The following is a 21,069-nucleotide window of genomic DNA, read 5'->3' on the forward strand; positions in this document are numbered from 1 at the left end:
CTCCGGGCGCCCGAAGCCCTCCGTACCTCCGGCCCCGGGCGCCCGTCCGGCCCGCTGCCCGTGACCGCCCCGCACACGCCACCGCTGGTGGTCCAGCCGTCCCGGGCCGGGTCCTCGGCGCGGCCCGTACCCGTGGTGCCGCTGGTGCGCTCCAGGACGCCGGACCCCGGCGGCCCGCCGGGAATCCCCCCGGCGGCGCCCCCGACCCCGCCCCCGCTCCCCGTGCAACGTGACACCGGCAGCGCCCGGGGCACCGTCCCGGCCACAACCGCCACCACCGCCCCCGGCACCACCACCCCGGCCACCGTCACCTCCCCGCGCACCACCGCCCCGGACCAGCGGGCCACCGCCTCCGGCCGAACCGGCGGAAGTCCGCGTGACGCCGGACCGCAGGGCGGCGACCTCGACCTGGACGACCTGGCACGCCGCCTGCTCGACCCGGTCACCCGCCTGCTGCGCGCCGAGCTGCGGCGCGGCCGGGACCGCGCGGGCAGGACCTTCGACGGCCGCCGCTGAGCACCCGCACGAACGAGAAACGGACGACGGACCGATGACGGACAACATCTTCGCGACCAGCGTGTTCTTCCGGCTGGCGATCGGCGGCAACGACCTGGGCGCCTTCCACACCTGCTCCGGCATGGGCGCCGAGGTCGAGATGGAGAGCTACGCCGAGGGCGGCAACAACGGCTTCACCTGGCAGCTCCCGGGTCGCGTGACCTGGTCGAACATCACCCTCACCCGGCCGGTCACCGCCGACACGGCGAAGATCGGCCGCTGGCTGGACGAGACGCTGCGGCGGGTCGAGCCGAAGGACGGCGAGATCGTGGCCCTGCGGCCCGATCTGAGCCGGATCATCAGCTGGCAGGTCTTCGGGATCGTCCCGGTCCGCTGGCAGGGTCCGTCCTTCGACCCCGCCAACTCCGCGGCCGCGGTGGAGACCCTGGAGATCGCCCACGCGGGACTGGTCCCCGCCTGACCGTCCCACCACCGCCCCGTCCGACGACCGCCGCACTCCCGCTCCGGAAGGAAGCCACGCCATGGCCTTCTCGGCACGCGCCAGCCGCGCCAGGGCCCAGCTCACCCTGAAAGAGCCCCCGGCCTCGGTCGGGGCCAAGCCCGGCGGGACGATCGCCCGGCTCGACCTCCAGTTCAACCCCTCGACCCTGCAGCTGGGCAAGACCACCGAGTGGCGACGCTCCCCGTCCCGGATGGCGGGGCAGTCGGCGCTGCCCGAGTTCGTGGGCAGCGGCCCGCGCACCCTGAGCCTGGAGGTCTTCCTGGACGCCACCGCCACCCACGACGACTCGGTGGAGCAGGCGGTGGAGAAGCTGATGAAGGCGTGCGTGCCGACCCCGGCCAGTCTCGGCCGCAAGAAGCCGGCGAGCCCCTGGGTGCGCTTCGAGTGGGGCAGCGCGCGGACCACCTCGTTCGACGGGGTGCTGTCGAACCTGTCGGTCTCGTACACGCTCTTCGACGTGGACGGCACGCCGTTGCGGGCGACCTGCTCGCTGTCCATCGAGGAGGCGAGCGTCGACGCGCCCGGCCAGAACCCGACGTCGGGCGCGCGCACCGCGCGCAGCACGCACACCCTGGTGGCGGGCGACAGCCTGGCGATGCTGGCCTGGCGCGAGTACGGCGACGCGACGGCCTGGCGGGTCATCGCGGAGGCGAACGGCATCGACGACCCGATGGCGCTCGCCCCGGGCACCGAGTTGGTGGTGCCCGCCCTGCGGGACGACGACGACGCCCGAGCGGCCGGCGACAGGCACGCCTTCGACAACGGGCTCAACAACGGCCTCGGCCGCGGACGAAGCAGCGGCAACGGGTTCGGCAACGGCAGCGGCGAGGGGGAACGGTGAGCGGGTTCGATTCCGGGGGCAGGTCCTTCGCGGCCGACCCGATCGTGGAGGCCCCCGGCGAGCTGCCGCAGATCTGGGCGGCGCAGCTGGTCAGCTGCGTGGTCGACGAGAACGTGGCCCTGCCGGACGCCGCCGTGCTCACCTACCGCGACCCCGACCACGAGTTCCTGCGCGCCACCGGCATCACCATCGGCTCCCCGCTGCGCGTGTCGGTGACGACGGCGAAGGGGCAGGCACGGGAGCGGCTGTTCGACGGGGAGGTCACGGCCCTGGAGATCGACCGGGACGGCACCGGGTCCTTCACCGTCGTCCGCGCCTACTCCAGGGCCCACCGGCTCCAGCGCGGCCGCAAGGTCGTCGCGTACCGGAACATGACGGCCGCGGACATCGTCCGCAAGGTGGCCACGGACGCCGGCCTGGCCGTCGGGAGGGTGGAGGCCGCGCCGGTGACGTACCGGCAGCTGTCCCAGGCGAACGTCTCCGACTGGGACTTCCTGCAGTTCCTCGCGGGCGAGAGCGGTGCGCGGGTGCGCGTCGACGACAAGGGGCTGCTCCAGTTCACCCGGCCCGCGAAGGCGTCCGGGGCGCCCTCCCCCTCGACGTCGGCCATGCTCGACCCGATGGTCCTGGAGTACGGGCGCAACCTGCTGGCGCTGCGGGCCGCGCTGTCGGCCGCCGACGGCGCCTCGAAGGTGCAGGTGCGCGGCTGGGACGTCGCCACGAAGCGGCCGTTGGTCGCCGAGCAGCCGTCCGTGGTCAGCGACACCGTGGTGCCGGGGCTCGCCCCCGGGTCGGCCGCCCGGTTCGGGGCGTCGGCGGTGGCCGTCACCGACACCCCCTACCGGACGCAGGCGGAGACGGCGGCGGTCGCCCGCGCGGCGGCGGCCCGGGTGAGCGCCGGCTTCGGCGACCTGGAGGCGGTGGCCGAGGGCAATCCGCTGCTGCGGGCGGGCAAACCGGTGGCGCTGGGCAACGTGGGGCCGGCGTTCTCCGGCCGGTACACGGCGACGGCCGTGCAGCACGTGCTGGAGCCGCACGGCGGCTACCGCACCACCGTGTGGGTCGGCGCCGGCCCGGACCGTTCCCTGCCCGGTCTGCTGACCGGCGCCGACGCTCCGGGGCGCGGCCCGCGCATCCCCGGTCTGGCGATCGGCGTGGTGACGGACGTGCGCGAGCCGGACGGCTCCGAACGCGGCGCGGTGCGGCTGACGTTCCCCTGGCTGGACGACACCTACGTCACCGACTGGGTGCGCACCGTCCAGTGGGGCGGCAAGGGCGGTGGCGGGGTGGTGAGCCCCGAGGTCAACGACGAGGTGCTGGTCGGGTTCGAGCAGGGCCTGCTGGACAGTCCGTACGTGATCGGCGGGCTCTACAACGGGGTGGACCAGCCCCCGCCGCACGAGGTGCCGCTGATCGACGCGACCAGCGGCAAGGTCAACCGCCGTTCGGTGGCCTCGCGTTCGGGTCACCGCGTGGAGCTGCTGGACGCGCCGGCGCCGGGCCCCTCCGGGCTGCGGCTGGTGACCGGGGACGAACGGCTGGAGGTCCGCCTGGACGACCGCCTGGACCGGATCGAGCTCACCGTGTACGCGGGACGGAACCGTCCGCTGACCTCCGTCCTGCTGGACCGGGACGGCATCACGCTGGACGCCCGGCAGGGCACCGTGAAGGTGACCGGCCGGCAGGTGGACATCGACGGCACCGCCGGGGTCAGCATCGGCGGCCGGTCGGTCCAGGTGTCCGGGACGGCGGACGTCTCCGTCGACGGCGGCCTGCTCGCCGTCCTCAAGGCCCGCCTCATCCGGATCAACTGACCGCACGTGAGCGCCCCTCCCTCCCTGAACCGTTCTCCCCTCTCCCCTTTCTCCCCGAGGAGCCCCCGATGCCAGCCGCAGCCCGTACCGGTGACCCCACCAACCACGGTGGCCGGATCGCGACCCCGCCGCCCGGCGCCGCCGCGCGGGTGGCGACGGTGCTGATCGGCGGGCGGCCCGCCGCCGTGGTGGGCAGCCTGCACGTCTGCCCGGTGCCGCCGCACGCGGCCCTGGGGCCGGGGAACGTGCTGGTGCCCAACCCGGCCGCGGTCACCGGGGGCGTGGTGCTGATCGGCGGACTGCCCGCCGCGCGGGCCCGCGACCAGGCGGCGTGCGGCGCGGCGGTCCTGACCGGTGCGCCGAACGTGCTGATCGGAGGCCTGTGATGGGCGACCGGTTCATCGGGCGCGGCTGGGCGTTCCCGCTGCGGGTCGGGCCGACCGGCGGGATCGCCATGGTCGAGCGGGAGCGGGAACTGGAGGAGGCCATCCGCCTCGTGCTGGGCACCGCGCCCGGCGAGCGGCCGATGCGGCCCGACTTCGGCTGCGGCATCCACGAGTACGTCTTCGCCCCCGGCGACGGCGTCACCGCCGGGCGGATCGCCCAGCAGGTGCGCGAGGCGCTGGAGCGCTGGGAGCCGCGGATCGCCGTGGACGAGGTCGTCGTGGCCTTCGACGCGGTGGAGACGGCCACCCTCTACATCGACGTGCGCTACACGGTGCGCACCACCAACGACCGGCGCAACCTGGTCTTCCCCTTCTACACGATCCCCTCCGAGGAGGGGGCCGAGGAAACGGTCGCGGACTGATGGCCCTGCCCTCCCCCAACCTGGACGACCGACGGTTCCAGCAGCTCGTCGACGAGGCGAAGCGGTACGTGCAGCAGCGCGCCCCGGAGTGGACCGACCACAACGTCTCCGACCCGGGCGTCACCCTGATCGAGACGTTCGCCTACCTCGTGGACCAGCTGCTGTACCGGCTGAACCGGGTCCCGGACAAGAACTACCTGGCCTTCCTGGACCTGTTGGGCATCCGGCTGTACCCGCCGTCGGCGGCCGTCGCCGAGGTCGACTTCTGGCTCTCGGCCCCCCAACCGGACACGGTGACGCTGCCCGCGGGGACGGAGGTGACGACCGCGGCCGGCGAGACCGAGGCGACCGTGGTCTTCGCCACCACCGACGACCTGCGCATCGTGCCGAGCGAGCTGACCCGGCTGGTCACCGCGCCCCGCACCGGCGAGCAGACCGACCGGACGGGCGCGCTGGCCGAGGGCCGGGACATCCCGTGCTTCCAGGCCGCGCCCGAGCCCGGCGACGCGCTGCTGTTCGGCCTGCCGACGGCGGTGCCGCGCTGCGTGGTCGCGGTCCGCCTCGACAGCCGCGTCGAGGGCGTCGGCGTCGACCCGCGCCAGCCCCCGCTGGTGTGGGAGGCGTGGGACGGCGGCCGGTGGCAGCGCTGCGAGACCGGCTCCGACAGCACCGGCGGGCTGAACCGGCCCGGTGAGGTCATCGTGTACGTTCCGGCCGGACACACGGCGTCGCTGGTCAGCGGGACCAGGGCGGGCTGGCTGCGCTGCCGGGTCACCGAGGCGGAGCCGGGGCAGCCGTTCTACTCGGAGTCGCCGACGGTGCGCGAGGCCGCCGTCTTCACCGTCGGCGGCACGACGGCCGTGGAGCACGCCGAGCGGGTGACCGACGTACCGCTCGGCGTGTCGGAGGGGGTGGCGGGGCAGTCCTTCCGGCTCGGCCGCCCGCCCGTGCTACTCGACGGGGAACCCCCGGTGGTGGAGGTGTCCTCGCCGGACGGGTGGCAGCGCTGGGAGGTGGTGGAGCACTTCGGGCGCTCGGGGCCCGCCGACCGGCACGTCCGGGTGGACGCCACCACCGGCGAGTTCGCGTTCCCGCCGGTGCTGCGCGAGGCCGACGGCACCCTGCGTCCGTGCGGGGCCGTACCGGCCAAGGGCGCCCGGATCCGCGTGGCCCGCTACCGCACCGGCGGCGGCCCGGCGGGCAACGTCTCCCGGGGCGCGATCTCCGTCCTGCGCAGCTCCGTCCCGTACGTCGCCCGGGTCGTCAACCGGGAGGCGGCACGCGGCGGGGTCGCCGGGGAGACCATCGACAACGCCAAGCTGCGGGCACCGGAGACGCTGCGCATGCAGGAGCGCGCGGTGACCGCCGAGGACCACGAGATCATCGCCCGGCAGGCGGCACCCTCCGTGCGCCGGGTCCGCTGCCTGCCCGACCGGGACGCGGGCGCGGGCGCGGTACGGGTCCTGGTGGTGCCGGACGCGGTGGCCGACGAGGGCGGCCGGCTGCGCTTCGAGCAGCTGATCCCGTCCGACCAGGTCCTCGCCAGGATCACCGCGGCCCTCGACGAGCGGCGCCTGATCGGCACCCGGCTCCTCGTCGAGCCGCCGTTCTACCAGGGCGTCACCGTCGTCGCCCGGCTCTCGGCACCGGCCGCGGACGCCGACCGGGTGCGCGACGCGGCGCTCGACGCGCTCTACCGGCACCTCGACCCCTTGCGCGGCGGACCCGACGGAACGGGCCGGCCGTTCGGGCGGCCCGTGCAGTACGGGGAGGTGTTCGGTGTGCTGCAACGCGCCGTCGGGGACGTGGTGGTGGAGGAGATCCGGCTGTTCGCCGCCGACCCGGTCACGGGCCGGCGCGGCGCCCCGGTCGACCGGATCGACGTCGGCCCGGGCGCGCTGGTCTTCTCCTACCAGCACCAGGTGGTCGTGACCGCGCGGGAGCCGGAGGTGCGCGGATGAGCCGGGCCGCCGTCCCGGGCCTGCCCAGCCGGCACCCGATCGGCGAGCAGCTGCCGGCGCTGTACGCCGACGACGACTTCGCGCAACGGTTCACGGCGGGGCTGGACACCGTACTGGCCCCGGTGTTCACCACCCTCGACAACCTGCCCTCCTACTTCGATCCGCGACTGGCCCCGGCCGACTTCCTGGCCTGGCTGGCCACCTGGGTGGGCGGCGCCGACGACCCGCGCTGGCCACTGGCGCTGCGCCGCGAGGCGGTGGCCAGCGCGGTGGAACTGCACCGCTGGAGCGGCACCCGGCGCGGCCTGGTCGAGGCCCTGCGCCTGGTGCTGGGCGTGTCCGCCGAGATCAGTGGGGACGGCGGGGCCGCCTGGTCGAGCACGGCCGGCGCCGCGCTACCGCCCGCCCCGGCCGACGAGGTACTCGTCCGGGTGTGGCCTCGGCACGGCGGAGCGGTGGACACGGCGCACGAGGTGGACGCGACGCACGAGGTGGACGCGGACCGGGTCCGCGCGCTGGTCCGGAGCCTCTGCCCGGTCCACACGGTCTGTCGGGTGGAGGTCCTACCGGGGCCGCCCACGGGTGAGGAGGGGTGACGGCGATGCGCGAGTGTCCCGCGTGCGGGGCGGCCAACGGCCCGACGGACGGCTTCTGCGGCAACTGCGGCTCGTACCTGGACTGGTCGGACACCCCGGGGGCTCCGGCGGCCCCGGCTGCCCCGGCAACTCCGGCTGCCGACCCCCCGGCGGAGGCCACCGCACCCCCCGCCGCACCCCGGTCCGCCGACCCCGCACCACCCGCCGTCCCCCGGCCCGCCGACCCCTCACCACCCGCCGATCCTCCTCCCCCCGCCTCGCCGCAACCCGTGCGGCCGGCGAAGGCCGTCGCACCGCGTCCGGTCGTCCGGCCCGTCCCGGTGGACGAGGACGCCGCCGGGACGCCCTGTCCCGCCTGCGGCACGCCCAACCCGCCCGACCGCCGCTTCTGCCGCCGCTGCGCGACCCCGCTCACGCCCGGTACGACCCCACCGCCGCTCCCCTGGTGGCGGACGATCTGGCCGCTGCGCCGCCGCACCCGGGCCGGCTCGGGCCGGACGACGCGCTTCCTGGTGATCCTGGCCGTGGTACTGGCCCTGTGCGCGGGCGGCTTCCTGCTGCTGCCGGCCGGCCGGCACCTGATCGAGGACACCCGGGACAAGCTGGGCAAGAGCAAGCCGGTGACCCCGGTCCGCGTGGAGGCGAGTGCCGAAGTACCCGGCCACCCGGCCGGCAACGCCACGGACGGGCTCAGCAACCGCTACTGGGGCGCACCGGGCCCGGGCGCCTCGGTGACGTACACCTTCGCCAAACCCTTCCGCCTGGTGGCCGTGATCGTCACCAACGGCGCCTCGACCTCACCCGAGGACTACGCCCGCGAGGGCCGGGCCCTGCGGATCGACCTGGAGGTGACGGCCTCGGACGGCCGCAAGACCGTCAAGAAGCTGACCCTGACCGACAAGCCCGGCCCGCAGACCTTCCCCACCGGCATCAGCGACGCCACCACCATCCGCCTGACCCTCGACGCCCCCGCGGGCCTGGACGGCGACCGCCATCTCGCTCTGGCCGAGCTGGAGTTCTTCCAGCGGACCTGAGTCCCCGCGGCCGCCGTGCGCACGGGGTCCACCGGGGTGTTCACGTGATGCCGGCACCGTTCGTAGCCCGAGGTGCGGTGCCACCCGCTCCTCCGGTGGGCCCGCCCCGCCCTGACACCGAACCGCCGGCCACTGGAGCGAGGCGCTCCGCCACATCGAGGAGCACCGCGGCATCGGCCTGCGGGCGCCGCCCCGGTAAGCTCCCGAGGACAGTTCGCGTTCGAGACGCACGAGCACCGGTGGCATCCGGTGGACCACGAGGGGCTGACGCTGATCCACCGCCCCTCGGACCGCCCGCCACCCCGCCCGGCGCCCCCTGCGGCGCCCCATGCGGACGGGCACGAGGGCGCGGGATGGAGCAAGGCCGCCAAGCGACGCCGCTTCGGACCCCGCTGACCGCGAACGGCGGATCGGCGATGAGCCTCCAGCGCAGGACAGCGACCGGTGCGGGCAGCACCATGCCCACGGAAGACGCGGGCGAACGACATGCCCACCATCCCAACTCCCTTTGCCGCGCAGCGGTTTCACCAAGGAGTCGCCGAGAAGGAATGCGAGGAGCATACGCTCGCCTCCCACCCTCCCTGTCGAGCACCGCGACCAGCACTGCCAGCACACCAAATCACCCGGAAAGGGTGAAATGCCCGATCCTCAGCAAGTTGCTCAACCCACCCTCTTCCCCTGACAAATTCCCAGCTCACCGACTCTGCTCCCCGCACCCGCGGGGGTGTTCCCAGCTTCTCCGGGATCAGCTTCTCCATGGCTCACTGCTCCCCGCACCCGCGGGGGTGTTCCCCCCGCGTCGGCCAGCTCGTCCCACCGTGGCTCCTGCTCCCCGCACCCGCGGGGGTGTTCCCGCCGCTGCGGTGCTGGCCAAGCGGCTCAACGGCTGCTCCCCGCACCCGCGGGGGTGTTCCCTTCGCCTTCAGACGGCTCCCCAGCCCCCGGCTCTGCTCCCCGCACCCGCGGGGGTGTTCCCCCCAGACCAGGCCGGTCTCCGTCGGGGTGCCCCTGCTCCCCGCACCCGCGGGGGTGTTCCCAATTGTTCTATGACCGATTCCGTCCCATTCTCCTGCTCCCCGCACCCGCGGGGGTGTTCCCGTCAAAAATCCGGTGGGCACGATCCTGGGTTGCTGCTCCCCGCACCCGCGGGGGTGTTCCCGGCGCCACCCCGGCGCTGGCGGGGCCGCACCCCTGCTCCCCGCACCCGCGGGGGTGTTCCCGGCGCCACCCCGGCGCTGGCGGGGCCGCACCCCTGCTCCCCGCACCCGCGGGGGTGTTCCCATCGTCGTGCCAGCGTTGAAGGTCGTCACTGCCTGCTCCCCGCACCCGCGGGGGTGTTCCCTGCCTGCCCGCGGCCCGCGAGCGGATGAAGGCCTGCTCCCCGCACCCGCGGGGGTGTTCCCCTCCACGGGCCCGGCCAGCAGGGCAAGAGCACCTGCTCCCCGCACCCGCGGGGGTGTTCCTTCAAAAGCCCACCGACCCCCGCCCGAATGGACCTGCTCCCCGCACCCGCGGGGGTGTTCCCCACTAACTTGCTCCGCCTCCAGGGCCCAACCGCTGCTCCCCGCACCCGCGGGGGTGTTCCCGACGGCGGGCCCTGCCTCCGGTCGTTCAGGCACTGCGGGCCCGCCCACGAAGGCACCTTCGGTCTGGCAGCGTCGCCGCCCTCGGGTGATCACCGCGGCCTGGAGGTCGGTGGGGCCGGCGTCGGGCTGTTGTTCGCGGCGCTGCTCCACGGTCGTGCCCGCCGGACCGCCGAGGTGGTCGACGACGAAGGCGGTCAGGAGTTCGGGGAGGTGCGGCGGGTCCGCGGTGACGGTGGGCAGGAGCGCGCGCGGAAGCGAGGTCGGCCCGGGAGCCGGCGCTGGTGCGCCCATGTCGGTGGTCCTCCCTCGTCGGGGTGCCCGCCGGGTCGGGTGGGTGTGGTGTTCCGGGCCCGGTGGAACACCTGTCGCTGCTGGTGCACCCCTTGGCCGATCGGCCCGCGGAGCCGGCTCGCTCGGGCGCTGGAACCCGCGGTGCCGGGCCACCCTGGTACGGAGGCGGCCCGGCCGGCCTTGGCGCGCGACAGCCACGGGCGCCGGGGACTTGGAGGGTCAGGCGACCTCGGTGGCGGCCTGCCGGACGGCGTTGTCGATGTCGTCCGTGCTGACGTCGAGTTCCTTGGCGATCCGCTTCTCGGCTTTCAGTTCGGCCTTGTCGAGGGCCTGCGAGAGCGTGTTCGCGCCGACGATGACGAGGGCGGCCTGCCCTTCGTCGATGATCTCGCCGAACTCCTTGACGTCCGCCCGGGACATGCCGCGCCACAGATGGCCGCCCACCCCGCCGACGGCGGCTCCGACGGCGGCGGTGCCGATGATCGCGGGCGGGAACAGCAGGCCGACGACCGCTCCTGCGGCGGCTCCGCCCCACGCCCCGTGCCGGGTGGCCGTCTCGTCCTTGTTGACGTGGACCTTGCCGTCCTTGTCCTTGGTGACCACGGACGCGTCGAAGCTGCCGACGGCACCGGCCGAGTGCAGTTCCTTGACGATGTCGTAGTCGGCTCGCGCCGCGGCCTCGCTCGGGTAGGTACCGACGAAGATGAAGACCGAGTCGGGCTTGGCCATGGTGTCTCTCCTGTTCGTCGTCGCCGGGTCCGGAAGGACACGGCGGGGCGGGTCGTACGGGCCTGAGCCGCTCCTGTTCGCAGGTGGCGTGTCGGCCCGCGCGGGTGGAAATCGGAGGTGTGGTCCGGACGGCAGCAGGCCAGGATCTCGGCCTTGACCTGTGTGAACTCCTCGTCCGCTGGGCGAACTCCTGGTCCGCGATCCGGCTGCCGTTCCTCAGCTCGGTGAGCTGGGCCAGTTGGCCGGCCGGGCCGGCCGGCGGTGACGACTGGGCCGGCGGTGGCGGCCCGGCGAGATTCACGGCAGCGGTCATGGGTCACCGATCCGGGTCTCCACCCCGTCGGGCGTCGTCACCGACAAGGGAACCCTCGCAACATCACCCATGCCTTCCATGCTGCGCGGCGCCCGGGATCTCCGCATCCGCCGGTTGCCCGGCGGCCCTCCACCTCCGGGCCCGGGAGAGGCGCCGATCGCTCCCCGGTGGTACGGCGGTCAGCCGTCCGACCGCCGGGGCGCTCCTCCCGGGGAAGGGTCGGCAGTCACGGCGGAGTTCGGTCACAGCGGAGTCCGGTCACGGCGAGCTTCGGTCACGGCAAGGTTCGGTCACGCCACCGTCGGCGGGCGGCTCGGGACCGCCGCCCGCCGACGGTGCCGGGCGTGACTCGGTCAGGCCGGGGCTGCCCGTCCGGCGGTCAGCCCCGTGCCTCGGCCTCGGCTTCGATCTCGGCGTCGGCGACCGCGATCGCGATGCCGAGCGCCCCGGCGATGTTCCCGGCGGCCGTCATCACACGGGCGGTGCCGACGATCGGGGCGATGGCCACCAGGACGTCCTGCAGCTTGTCGGCGGTCAGGCCGGCCCGCAGGGCCGGGTCGAGGTGGGCGAGGTAGGAGATCGGGGGCGCGTCCGAGGCGGCGAGCGCGGCGATCCGCGTGAGGATGAGCATGTCCGGGGCCAGCCCGCACCGCTCGATCGAGTCGACGGTCATGGCTGCGAGGGTGTCCAGGACGGGGGTTTCCGATGTGGTGGACATGTTGACTGGCCTCCTGGTGGCGAGGGCCGACGCATGGGGGGTCAACACGAAAGGACGGGATGTCCGCGAGCGTCGGACGTCCTCCCACCACCGTAGAAGGCCTGCGGCCCCGCCGCACCGGGGCCGGCGGTCCGCCGCGGTCGGGCGGGACACGGGCCGGCTCACCACGGCCTTCCGAAGAAAGGCGGCCCGGTTCGACCGCCGCCGCACGGAGGTCGGCGCAGACACCGCGGCCCACCGTGTGGTCCACGGCGCGCCGGGCCGGTCAGGACGCCCGTCGGTGGCGTGGGCCGGCCGTACGGGCGGCTGCGCGGCGCGTTTCAGGAACCGTCCAGTGCCGAGCCCTGAACCGCCTCCGCGCGGTGTCGGGGGTGTGGAGGAACGCCTCGCTGCGGTCCAGGACCTGGGTGGCGGTGGTGGGGTCGTTGACGGCGGGGGGCAGTGCGCGGGTGGCAGTGCGTGGCGATGCCGACGAGGACCCTCAGGGCGAAGGCCGGGTCCTGCTCGATGGCGTGCTCGACACCGAGGGCGGTCCTTCCGCGCACGAGGCGGTGGCAGGGCGGGGCGCCGACGCCGGCCAATGCGGCGGCACCGGCCACGACCGCTCATGGGCACCCGCTCCAGGACCTCAGCCAGGCACCACCACGACGACGCCCGGAGGGGCGGATGCGCCGCGTCCGTGCGGCGCGCAGCATGGTGGTAGGGCGGAATTCGCGGTCGGCCGCGCTCACCGTGCAGCGCGCTCTCCCCCGTCCGCACGGGCGGCGCCGGCTCCACCGGGGGATGGATCGCGCCGGCCAAGAGCACGGCCGGAACCGGCCGGCCTGGTGGAAGGAGCAGATCCATGTCGACAACGGCGTGGCGGTTCAGTGGCACCGAAGGAGCAGATGACGCGGTCCTCAGGCTCAAGCAGCTGGGTGATGCGGGCCACCTCGATGTGCGTGACGTCGCCGTGCTCCGCTGGCCGCCGTACGCAGCGGGGCCCCAGAGTCAGGAGCACGTGACCGACGAGGGTGGCAAGGCCTCCTCGTTCGCCAAGAAGCTGACCAAGTCCGGCATCGACAGCTCGATGATCGAGTCGGTGAAAGCCGAGATGACGCCGGGGACCTCGGCGCTTGTGCTGCTGAGCACCGATGCTGAGATCGACGCCATCGCGAAGGCGTTCGAGGGGCACGCCATGGACCTGATGCGCTCTGACCTCTCGGTGCAGCAGGAAGATCGCCTGAGGGCTGCCTTCAGCGGTCCGTCCGACGCTGACCGCGGGCCGGCCGCCGGGCAATGACCCGGGAGCGGTCCTGGACCGCTTCGGCGACCAGGAGCGCTCCCGGATCGGCATCCACACCGGCCCCGGCGCGGACCAAGCCTCCCCCTCCACAGCGCCGGCGTGGGCTACCCGGGCCCGTCCGCGTCCTTGTCGCAGGTGTACAGCGTCAGTCCCTCGTAGGCGACGCGAACGCCGTCCTTGACCCAGGTGGTGCGACCCGGACCGTCCGTGATCGGCGGCCTTGACAGCGCCGGCGATCAGCTGGACCGCGGAGCAGTCGGGGACGACGCAGGGGCCGCCGGGGTCCTTGCGGTCGGCCTTGATCGCCTCGACGAGGTGGTGGCGAGGCGGCCGGCGGTGAGGGTGAGGATGTCGTCGACGGCGTCGAGGGCGGCGTGGTCGTGGGTGACCAGGAGGGTGGTGCGGCCGCGGGTGGCGTCGAGGATGTCGGCCAGGACGGCGGCGGCGGTGTCCGGGTCGAGGCCCTCGGTGGGTTCGTCCAGGACGAGGACCGGCGGGTCGGCGAGCAGGGCGCGGGCCAGCAGCAGGCGTTGGCGCTGGCCGCCGGACATGGTGGCGCCGTCGCCGCCGAGCACGGTCTCCCAGCCGTCGGGGAGGGACTCGATCCAGTCGAGCAACCGGGCCCGGCGGGCGGCCTCGCGCAGAGCCTCGTCGGTGGCGTCGGGGCGGGCCAGGCGCAGGTTGGCCCGGATCGTGGTGTGGAAGACGTGGGCGTCCTGGGTGACGCCGGTGATCACGCGGCGGACGTCGGCGCCCGAGCAGTCGCGCAGTTCGCGCCCGCCGACCCGGATGCTGCCGCTCTCGTACGGGACGAACCGCATCAGCACCGCGATCAGCGTGGACTTGCCGGAGCCGCTGGCGCCGAGGAGCGCGACCCTGCGGCCGGGTGCCAGCCGCAGGCTGACGCCGTCGAGGGCGGCCGGGCCGTCGGCGCGGTGGCGCACCCGTAGGTCGGTGATCTCGACGCCGAACGGTCCACCGGCGGGCAGCGGGGCTGGGTCGGCCGGGTCGGTGACCGGGACCGGGGTGTCCATGAGGTCGGCGAGCCGGCGGGCGCGGGCCCGGACGTCGGCGAGCCGGCGGGCGGCGGCGGGCAGGCCGGCCAGCGCGTCGAAGGAGACCAGGGCGAGCACCGCGAGGACGGTGAGGTGGACGGCGGGCAGCCGGCCGTCGGTGTGGGCGTTCAGGCCGAGCCAGGTGACGCCGACCGTGGCCGTGGCTTGGAGGAGCAGGACGACGGCGGAGGCGAGCGAGGTGGTCAGGGCCGTGCGGCGTTCCAGGGCGGCGATCCGGGCGGTCGCCGCGCCCGCCCGCGCGTGGACGCGGCCGCGGGCGCCGTACGCGGCGAGGTCCGCGGCGCCCTCGGTCAGGTCGACGGTGAGCGCGGCGAGTTCGGCGCGCGCGGTCTTCTCCGTGCGGGCGGCCCGGCGGGACAGCGCGAGCACCAGGGCGGGCACCAGCAGGCCCGCCACGGCGAGCAGCGCCCCGAGCAGCAGTCCGGCCGAGGGGAGCAGGGCGAGGGCGGTGCCGGTGGCGGCGAGCGCGACCAGGCCGGCGGCGGTGGCCGGGAGCAGGACGCGCAGCAGCAGGTCCTGGGCGGCGTCGACGTCGTCGACCAGGCGGGTCAGCAGGTCGCCGCTGCGGAACGCCGGGGTGCCGGCCGGGGCGAGCGGGACGAGTGCCTCGTACACCTGGGCGCGGAAGTCGGCGACGGCGCGCAGCGCACCGTCGTGGCCGAGCAGGCGGTCGGCGTAGCGCAGGGTGCCGCGGCCCAGGGCGAGGGCCCGGACGGCGACGACGGCGAGGGCGACGGCGGAGATCGGCGGCTGTTCGGCGGCGCGGGTGATCAGCCAGGCGGCGGTGGCCGTCAGGGCGGCGCCGCTGAGTTCGCTGCCGGCGGCGGCGAGGCCGGCGGGCAGCAGCCGGTGCCAGTACGGGAGGAGGTGGCGCAGCAGACGGAGGACGGGGCGGGAACCAGGAGTGGTGGCGGGCTGGGAACCGGGGGCGGTGGCGGGCCAGGGTACCGGGGCTCCGGGGCGCGGTGGAGGGGTCATGCGGGCACCAGCCCGTCGGCGGCCAGCACGCCCGCCCGGACGGTGACGGTCCGGTCGGTGTAGGGCAGCAGGCTCGTACGGTGGGCGACCACGATCGCGGTGCGCCCGCGCATGAGGTCGACGGTGGCCCGGGTGACCGCGGCCTCGCTCTCCGGGTCGAGGTGGGCGGTCGGCTCGTCGAGCAGCAGCACGGGCGCGTCCTTGAGGAATGCGCGGGCCAGGGCGATCCGTTGGCGCTGTCCGGCGGACAGCCCGGCGCCGTGTTCGCCGAGTGGCGTGGCGTACCCCCGCGGGAGCGCCTCGACGAAGCCGTCGGCGCAGGCGGCCCGGGCGGCCGCGCGGACGTCGGCGTCGGTCGCGTCGGGGCGGCCGAGGCGGATGTTGTCGGCGACGGTCGTGGCGAACAGGTGCGGGCGCTGCGGCACCCAGGCCACCTGGGCGAGCCAGGCCTCGGGGTCGAGCGCGGCGAGGTCGGTGCCGTCGACCAGGACCCGGCCCGCGCCGGGGGTGACGAAGCCGAGGAGCAGCGCGAGGAGGGTCGACTTTCCGGCGCCGCTCGGGCCGACCAGGGCGAGGTGCTCGCCGGGGTGGACGGTGAGCGACACGGCGTCGAGGGCGGGCGCGGCGCGGTCGGGGTGGTGGACGGTGACCCCGTCGAGCCGCAGCCGCGCGGTCCGGGCGTCGGGGTGCGGGACAGGGACGGTGACAGGGCAGGGGCCCCGGCCGACGGCGGCGGGGACGGGGCCGGGCAGGACGGCGGAGGTGCCCGCCACCGCCGGCTCCTCCTCGTCGAGGACGGCGAAGACCCGTTCGGCCACCGTGATGCCCTCGGCGCTGTCGTGGAACGCCGCGGCCGCCGCGCGCAGCGGCAGGTAGGCCTCGGGGGCGAGGAAGAGGACGACCAGGGCGGTGCGCAGGTCCAGGTCGTCGGCCAGCAGCCGCAGGCCGACCGGGACGGCGACCAGCGCCACCGACAGGGTGGCGACGGTCTCCAGCACGAGGGAGGAGAGGAAGGCCACCCGCAGCGTCCGCATGGTGGCCCGGCGGTGGGCGTCGGCCATCTCCCGCACCACCCCGGTCTGGTGGTGCTCACGACCGAACGCGCGCAGCGTCGGCAGTCCGGCGACCACGTCGAGGAAGTGGCCGCCGAGCCGGGCGAGCAGCCGCCACTGCCGGGCGGTGCGCCGAGCGGTGTGCATCCCGACGAGTGCGCCAAACACCGGGATCAGCGGAAGCGTGATCACGACGATCAGCGCGGAGCTCCAGTCGGTCCACCACAGCCATCCGACGACCACGAGCGGGACGACGGCGGTGGCGGCCATGGTCGGCAGGTAGCCCGTGAGGTACGGGTCCAGGGCGTCGAGGCCGCGGGTGAACAGGGTGGCCGTCTCGCCGTGCCGACGGGCGGCCAGGCGCCGGGGGCCGGTGCGCCGCAGGCGTTCGGCGAGGCGGTCGCGCAGCACGCGCTTGGCCTCGGCGGCGGTGCGCTGGGCGAGGGCGCCACGGGCCCAGGCCAGCAGGGCGCGCAGGGCGAGGACGGTTCCGAGGGCGGCGAGGCCGGTGGTCCGCGGGCCGTGTCCGGCGAAGCCGTCCGCGAGCAGGCCGGCCAGCAGGCCGGCCTGGCCGACGACGAGTCCGGCGCCCAGCAGGGCGAGTCCGGCGGAGGTGGTCAAGTGGTGGCGCAGCACTTGGAGTTCGCGCCGAAGGCGGTGTTCGACCGGTTTCATCCCGTGGTCCCTCCCGGGTGTTGCCGCCGGCCGCGTGCCGCGCGTGGCGGGCCGCCGACGGGCGTCGGCCGATCGCGAACGGGCGGGCGGCCGACGGCGGTGGGTCAGAAATAGCTGGGGTGGCGCCGGCCGGTCCGGCCGCGGAACGCCCACCAGCTCCAGGCCTGGTAGGCGAGGATCACCGGGACGACCACCACGCCGAACCCGATCAGCAGCTTCAGCGTGGCATGGTCGGCGACGGCGTCGACGACGGTGAGCCCCGCCCCGGAGGACGCGGCCAGCAGGTACGGGTACTGGCCGGCGCCGACCAGCAGCACCGGCAGCGCGGTCGCGGCGCACGTGGCGGTGAACGCCAGGGTGTCGTTCCCGCGGGTCAGGTACCACCAGCCGGCCGCGAGGGCCGCCACGACGAGGGCGAACAGCACCGCCGAGGTGCCCGGCCTGGTCATCGAGGCCCCCGCCCCGAACAGTGAGAGCACGAGCGCGAGGGCGCCCGCGACGCCGGCTGCGGCGACCAGGGTGGCGCCCACCCGCCGTGCGGTGGAGGCGAGTTCGGGCTCCGAGCGGAGTGCGACGAAGGCCGCGCCGTGCCCGGCGAAGAGCAGGGCGGTGGCGACCCCGCAGGTCAGCGCGAACGGGGCGAACACGTCGCCGGCGCCGATGTGGAAGGAGCCGTCCGCCCGGCGCGGCACGCCGTGCAGCAGCAGGCCGACCACGATGCCCCAGCACACGGCGGGCAGTGCGCCGCCCAGCACCACCAGGGCGTTCCACCGGCGCAGGGCCCGGGGGTCGCGGGAGCGGCCGCGCAGCTGGATCGCGGCGTTGCCGAGCACCAGGCCGACCAGGATCGCCACGATCAGCGGGTACAAGCCGGACAGCAGACTGCCCTCCAGGTGCGGGAAGGCGCCGAACATCACGCCGGCGAAGGCGACCAGCCAGACCTCGTTGCCGAGGAAGAACGGGGCGATCGCGTCGAGGGCGGCGTTCCGCTCCCGCGGGCCGGTCGGGGTGCCGTCGGGGGCACCGCCGGAGGCGTCACCGGGGGCCCCGCCGGAGGCGCCGAGGAATGGGGACAGCATCTGGACGCCGTAGTCGTAGCCGCCGAGCACGAAGTAGCCGGCGAGCAGCAGGCCGAGGAGGGCCAGCCAGAGGGTTTCCAGGCTCATGTAGCCCAACCTTCCGTCATATCGGTGGAGTTCATCGCGGCGCGGGGCCGGTGGTCCGGTTCAGAAGGCCGGGAGCGGCTGCTTCCCGTCGGAGCCGCCCGCAGCGGGCAGGTCGTCGGCGGGCGGCTCGACGGCGCCGAGCTGGGCGCCGTCCGGGCCGCGGCGGGCGAAGCGGGTGATCAGCGTCCAGTTGGTCACCGCGAGGGCGGCGAAGATGGCGATGAACACCACGCAGGACACCATCAGGGATCCCCTGCCGACGTTCGAGAGCGCGTCCTCGACGGTCAACTCCCCGTAGACGAGCCACGGCTGGCGTCCGATCTCGCGCACCACCCAGCCGCCGACGGAGGCGATGAAGGGCAGCGGGATGATCGCGGTCATGAAGTAGGCGAGCCAGCGTTTGCGCACCAGCAGGTCCTTCACCAGCAGGAAGGCGGCGACGAACGTGATGGTCGACACCGAGTTGCCGAGGATCGTCATCAGGTCCATCGAGTTCCTCACCCAGCCCTGCCAGGGCACGTAGTCCCCGGGGCCGTGCTGGGCGACCAGCCGCGCCTGCTCCTCGGCGACGCCACTGCCCTTCAGGAGGGCCGCCTTCATCGGCTGGGTCCGCTCGATCACGGGGATCTGCAGGTTGCCGACGATGATGACGAAGAACGAGGCCGACATGCTGATCCAGACACCCAGGCGCAGCGAGCTGCGGAACAGCGCGGTCTCCCGGGTGCCCTTGGCGAAGTGCCAGGCGCTGATGCCGGCGACGAACATGCCGCCGGTGGTGAGCCCGGCGAGTGCGAGGTGGCCGAGCGCCACCAGGGCGTTGGCGTTGGTCAGCAGCGCGCCGAAGTCGGTCAGGTAGGCGGCGCCGTCGCGCACCTCATAACCGACCGGGTGCTGGAGGAAGCCGTTGGCGACCAGGATCCAGAACGCCGAGGCGTACGCGGTGAGGGCGACCAGCCAGATCAGCGTGACGTGCACGCCGCGGCCCAACCGGCCCCAGCCGAAGATCCACATGCCGAGGAAGGTGGACTCGGCGAAGAAGGCGATGAGGGTCTCCAGCGCCAGCGGGGCGCCGAAGACGTTGCCCGCGAACTTGCTCAGGCCGCTCCAGCTGAGTCCGAACTGGAACTCCATGACGAGGCCGGTGACGATCCCGACCGCGTAGTTGATGACGTAGAGCTGGCCCCAGAAGCGAGTCATGCGTTCCCGTACCGCGCGGGTGGCGGGGTCCCGGGTGTACGCGGCCCGGGTGTGCATGATCGCCACGATGGGGACCAGCCCCATGGTGAGGATGACGAACAGCCAGTGCACGCTGGTGGTGGCCGCGAACTGGAGTCGGGCCAGATCCGCAGCGCTCATGATGCGACCTTCCTGGGGGGCGGTCGGCCTCCGGGTCGGCAGGCGGACAGGGGATAGGCGGAGGGAGGGGACGAAAGGGAGGGTTCCTCGCTTCGCGTGTTCGGGTGGTGGGCAGGAGTACCGCCCACCACCCTGAGCGGCGAACCCACCGAGGACGTTAGGCGAGGATTGCTTATGCCTTCCAAGACCGGTTTTGCTATGTATGGATAACCCGTGAGGCATAAGCAGAGGTGAACCGTGGATTTGCTGCAACTGCGCTACTTCCAGGCCGTCGCCCGTTTCGAGCACATCAGCCGCGCCGCCGAGGAGCTCAAGGTCGCCCAGCCCTCGCTCAGCCGCACCATCGCCCGGCTGGAGGCCGAGCTGGGCTCGCCGCTCTTCGACCGGCAGGGCCGGCGGATCCGGCTGAACCAGTACGGAGTGGTGTTCCTGCGCCACGTCGACCGCGCGCTGAGCGAACTCGACGACGCGCGCCGGGCACTGAGCGAGGCGCGGGAGACCGGGCTCGGCCGGGTCGGCGTGGCCTCCGAGACCCTGCTGACCGTCACCCATCTGATGGGCGGTTTCCGGGCCGCCTTCCCGGGCGCCGAGGTGCGGCTCTTCCAGTCCACCGTGCACGAGATGAACCGCCAACTCCGCGCGGGAGAAGTAGACTTCTGCGTCGCCTCGCAACCGCTGGACGGCCCGGACCTGGAGTCGGTCGAGCTGCTCCGCGAGGAAGTGCTGCTGGCCGTGCCGCGCGGGCACTGGCTGGACGGCCGGGAGAGCGTGACGATCGCCGAGCTCGCCGACGAGCCCTTCGTCACCACCCGCCGCGGGCACTGGCAACGCGCCCTGCTGGACCGGATGTTCGCCGCCGAAGGGCTCACCCCGCGACTCTCCTGCGAGGGTGACGAGCCGGGCGCCAGTCAGGACATGATCAGCAGCGGCCTGGGCATCGGCCTCATTCCGGCGATGTCCCGGCTGGCCGGCACCGACACGCACGTGCCGGTGGCCTGGGTGCACGTGGCGGCGCCGAACTGCCACCGGGTGCTGGCCCTGGCGTGGAACCGGGCCGCCTACCACTCCGAAGCGGCCCGCCACTTTCGCGAGTTCACCGTCAGCAGGCCGATCATGACGCACCGCCGGCCGGACCACCGGACGGCCCGCGACCGGACCTGACCGACCCCGGGCGCCCGGCGCGCCGGTGCCTCGTTCTCACCAAGAACCCCGAGGCGGCCGTCGGTAAGTATCTGGCGATGACCAGCATCGACCTGACGCCTCCCGAGCCGGAGGCCCCTCGGACGTTCGCCGCGTACCGGTGATCCGCTCGGGTATCAGGCCACCACGGAGTGGCTCACCGGACCGGCCGACCGCTCCTCACCTCCCCGCTCCCGGGCCGGCGCCCGGGTCAGCCGGCGGAACTGGTAGCGGTCCGGGGCGTTCTCGGCCGAGGCCGGCAGGTGAGGCGTCGATCAGGGTGTCGATCAGGTCCGGCGCCGCGTCGTCCGAGGTCTCCGGCAACACCGCCGCGCTGCGCGGCGAGAAGGGCCCGGGGCCGAGCTGGGCGAGCAGCTCCAGAGCCCGGCGTTCGCAGGTGGGGAGCTGGTGGTGGCTCACGACCAGGCTCCGGCGGACTCCGAGGTCGCCCAGCTCCAGTCGAGCAGGCTCCCGCTGTCGGCGAGCCGCTTGGCCTGCCGCCCCAGGGACCAGTGCGGGCGGCGCGCCGACCGGGCGCCGCTGATCCGCTGTGGGGCTCGTGAAGTCATCGCCGCAGGTCGGGACGGTAGAGC

At 74.4% G+C, this 21,069-nt stretch carries 20 protein-coding genes, 1 pseudogene and 1 CRISPR repeat array; of the genes and pseudogenes, 12 read left to right on the top strand and 9 right to left on the bottom strand.

The window, feature by feature from the left end; all coding sequences use genetic code 11:
- Positions 1–222: 222 nt before the first annotated feature.
- The 10 genes and pseudogenes from ACIQTO_RS32445 to ACIQTO_RS32490 all read left to right on the top strand — a co-directional run.
- A complete protein-coding gene (locus ACIQTO_RS32445; protein ID WP_402395701.1) occupies positions 223–516 on the top strand; it encodes a hypothetical protein in 294 nt (97 codons plus the stop codon).
- Positions 517–550: 34 nt separating this feature from the next.
- Positions 551–976, top strand: a complete 426-nt coding sequence (locus ACIQTO_RS32450; RefSeq protein ID WP_053645909.1) for a phage tail protein — start codon at positions 551–553, stop codon at positions 974–976.
- A 61-nt stretch (positions 977–1,037) separates the two neighbouring features.
- Positions 1,038–1,859: a LysM peptidoglycan-binding domain-containing protein gene (locus ACIQTO_RS32455; RefSeq protein ID WP_402395704.1), complete on the top strand. Its 822-nt coding sequence runs from the start codon at positions 1,038–1,040 to the stop codon at positions 1,857–1,859.
- Positions 1,856–3,673: a VgrG-related protein gene (locus ACIQTO_RS32460; RefSeq protein WP_402395707.1), complete on the top strand. Its 1,818-nt coding sequence runs from the start codon at positions 1,856–1,858 to the stop codon at positions 3,671–3,673. The genes ACIQTO_RS32455 and ACIQTO_RS32460 overlap by 4 nt, the downstream gene beginning before the upstream one ends.
- Positions 3,674–3,741: 68 nt before the next feature.
- Positions 3,742–4,059: a PAAR domain-containing protein gene (locus ACIQTO_RS32465; RefSeq protein ID WP_402395710.1), complete on the top strand. Its 318-nt coding sequence runs from the start codon at positions 3,742–3,744 to the stop codon at positions 4,057–4,059.
- On the top strand, positions 4,059–4,481 hold the full coding sequence (locus ACIQTO_RS32470) for a GPW/gp25 family protein (protein ID WP_380581228.1): 423 nt from the start codon (positions 4,059–4,061) through the stop codon (positions 4,479–4,481). Before ACIQTO_RS32465 ends, ACIQTO_RS32470 begins: the two co-directional genes overlap by 1 nt.
- Positions 4,481–6,442 carry a putative baseplate assembly protein gene (locus ACIQTO_RS32475; protein ID WP_402395714.1) on the top strand — a complete coding sequence of 654 codons (1,962 nt, stop codon included), beginning with the start codon at positions 4,481–4,483 and terminating at the stop codon, positions 6,440–6,442. Before ACIQTO_RS32470 ends, ACIQTO_RS32475 begins: the two co-directional genes overlap by 1 nt.
- On the top strand, positions 6,439–7,038 hold the full coding sequence (locus ACIQTO_RS32480) for a phage tail protein (protein ID WP_402395716.1): 600 nt from the start codon (positions 6,439–6,441) through the stop codon (positions 7,036–7,038). The genes ACIQTO_RS32475 and ACIQTO_RS32480 overlap by 4 nt, the downstream gene beginning before the upstream one ends.
- A gap of 5 nt (positions 7,039–7,043) precedes the next feature.
- Positions 7,044–8,072 (top strand): NADase-type glycan-binding domain-containing protein, encoded by a 1,029-nt coding sequence (locus tag ACIQTO_RS32485; RefSeq protein ID WP_402395719.1) that lies wholly within the window; start codon positions 7,044–7,046, stop codon positions 8,070–8,072.
- A gap of 213 nt (positions 8,073–8,285) precedes the next feature.
- Positions 8,286–8,468: pseudogene (locus tag ACIQTO_RS32490) on the top strand (type I-E CRISPR-associated endoribonuclease Cas2); the annotation flags it as partial.
- Positions 8,469–8,775: 307 nt separating this feature from the next.
- Positions 8,776–9,658: direct repeats of the CRISPR family, unit length 29 nt; unit sequence CTGCTCCCCGCACCCGCGGGGGTGTTCCC.
- A 510-nt stretch (positions 9,659–10,168) separates the two neighbouring features.
- Here ACIQTO_RS32490 and ACIQTO_RS32495 read toward each other — a convergent pair.
- The 3 genes from ACIQTO_RS32495 to ACIQTO_RS32505 form a co-directional block, all read right to left on the bottom strand.
- Positions 10,169–10,678, bottom strand: a complete 510-nt coding sequence (locus tag ACIQTO_RS32495; RefSeq protein WP_402395722.1) for a DUF1269 domain-containing protein — start codon at positions 10,676–10,678, stop codon at positions 10,169–10,171.
- 692 nt (positions 10,679–11,370) lie between these two features.
- On the bottom strand, positions 11,371–11,709 hold the full coding sequence (locus ACIQTO_RS32500; protein WP_402395724.1) for a carboxymuconolactone decarboxylase family protein: 339 nt from the start codon (positions 11,707–11,709) through the stop codon (positions 11,371–11,373).
- A 265-nt stretch (positions 11,710–11,974) separates the two neighbouring features.
- Positions 11,975–12,151, bottom strand: coding sequence for a hypothetical protein (locus tag ACIQTO_RS32505; protein ID WP_402395777.1), 177 nt, complete (start codon positions 12,149–12,151; stop codon positions 11,975–11,977).
- Between the two features lie 402 nt (positions 12,152–12,553).
- Between ACIQTO_RS32505 and ACIQTO_RS32510 the strand changes: the two genes are divergently transcribed.
- On the top strand, positions 12,554–12,991 hold the full coding sequence (locus ACIQTO_RS32510) for a DUF1269 domain-containing protein (protein ID WP_402395727.1): 438 nt from the start codon (positions 12,554–12,556) through the stop codon (positions 12,989–12,991).
- Between the two features lie 239 nt (positions 12,992–13,230).
- On the opposite strand, the gene cydC is transcribed toward ACIQTO_RS32510, so the two are convergent.
- The 4 genes from cydC to ACIQTO_RS32530 form a co-directional block, all read right to left on the bottom strand.
- Positions 13,231–15,048 carry a thiol reductant ABC exporter subunit CydC gene (gene cydC / locus ACIQTO_RS32515; protein ID WP_402395729.1) on the bottom strand — a complete coding sequence of 606 codons (1,818 nt, stop codon included), beginning with the start codon at positions 15,046–15,048 and terminating at the stop codon, positions 13,231–13,233.
- Positions 15,045–16,775 carry a thiol reductant ABC exporter subunit CydD gene (cydD, locus tag ACIQTO_RS32520; RefSeq protein WP_402395732.1) on the bottom strand — a complete coding sequence of 577 codons (1,731 nt, stop codon included), beginning with the start codon at positions 16,773–16,775 and terminating at the stop codon, positions 15,045–15,047. The genes cydC and cydD overlap by 4 nt, the downstream gene beginning before the upstream one ends.
- Before the next feature lie 104 nt (positions 16,776–16,879).
- Positions 16,880–17,941: a cytochrome d ubiquinol oxidase subunit II gene (locus tag ACIQTO_RS32525; RefSeq protein ID WP_402395735.1), complete on the bottom strand. Its 1,062-nt coding sequence runs from the start codon at positions 17,939–17,941 to the stop codon at positions 16,880–16,882.
- Between the two features lie 60 nt (positions 17,942–18,001).
- On the bottom strand, positions 18,002–19,297 hold the full coding sequence (locus ACIQTO_RS32530; protein WP_402395738.1) for a cytochrome ubiquinol oxidase subunit I: 1,296 nt from the start codon (positions 19,295–19,297) through the stop codon (positions 18,002–18,004).
- A 237-nt stretch (positions 19,298–19,534) separates the two neighbouring features.
- Here ACIQTO_RS32530 and ACIQTO_RS32535 point away from each other — a divergent pair, with 237 nt between their 5' ends.
- Positions 19,535–20,458, top strand: coding sequence for a LysR family transcriptional regulator (locus ACIQTO_RS32535; protein WP_402395741.1), 924 nt, complete (start codon positions 19,535–19,537; stop codon positions 20,456–20,458).
- Positions 20,459–20,656: 198 nt separating this feature from the next.
- Here the strand turns inward: ACIQTO_RS32535 and ACIQTO_RS32540 are convergent, their stop codons facing one another.
- On the bottom strand, positions 20,657–20,896 hold the full coding sequence (locus tag ACIQTO_RS32540) for a hypothetical protein (protein ID WP_402395743.1): 240 nt from the start codon (positions 20,894–20,896) through the stop codon (positions 20,657–20,659).
- Complete coding sequence (locus ACIQTO_RS32545) at positions 20,893–21,045, bottom strand: hypothetical protein (RefSeq protein ID WP_402395744.1); 153 nt, start codon at positions 21,043–21,045, stop codon at positions 20,893–20,895. The genes ACIQTO_RS32540 and ACIQTO_RS32545 overlap by 4 nt, the downstream gene beginning before the upstream one ends.
- Positions 21,046–21,069 lie beyond the last annotated feature (24 nt).

The sequence above is a fragment of the Kitasatospora sp. NPDC091207 genome, assembly GCF_044768625.1.
Taxonomy (GTDB): domain Bacteria; phylum Actinomycetota; class Actinomycetes; order Streptomycetales; family Streptomycetaceae; genus Kitasatospora.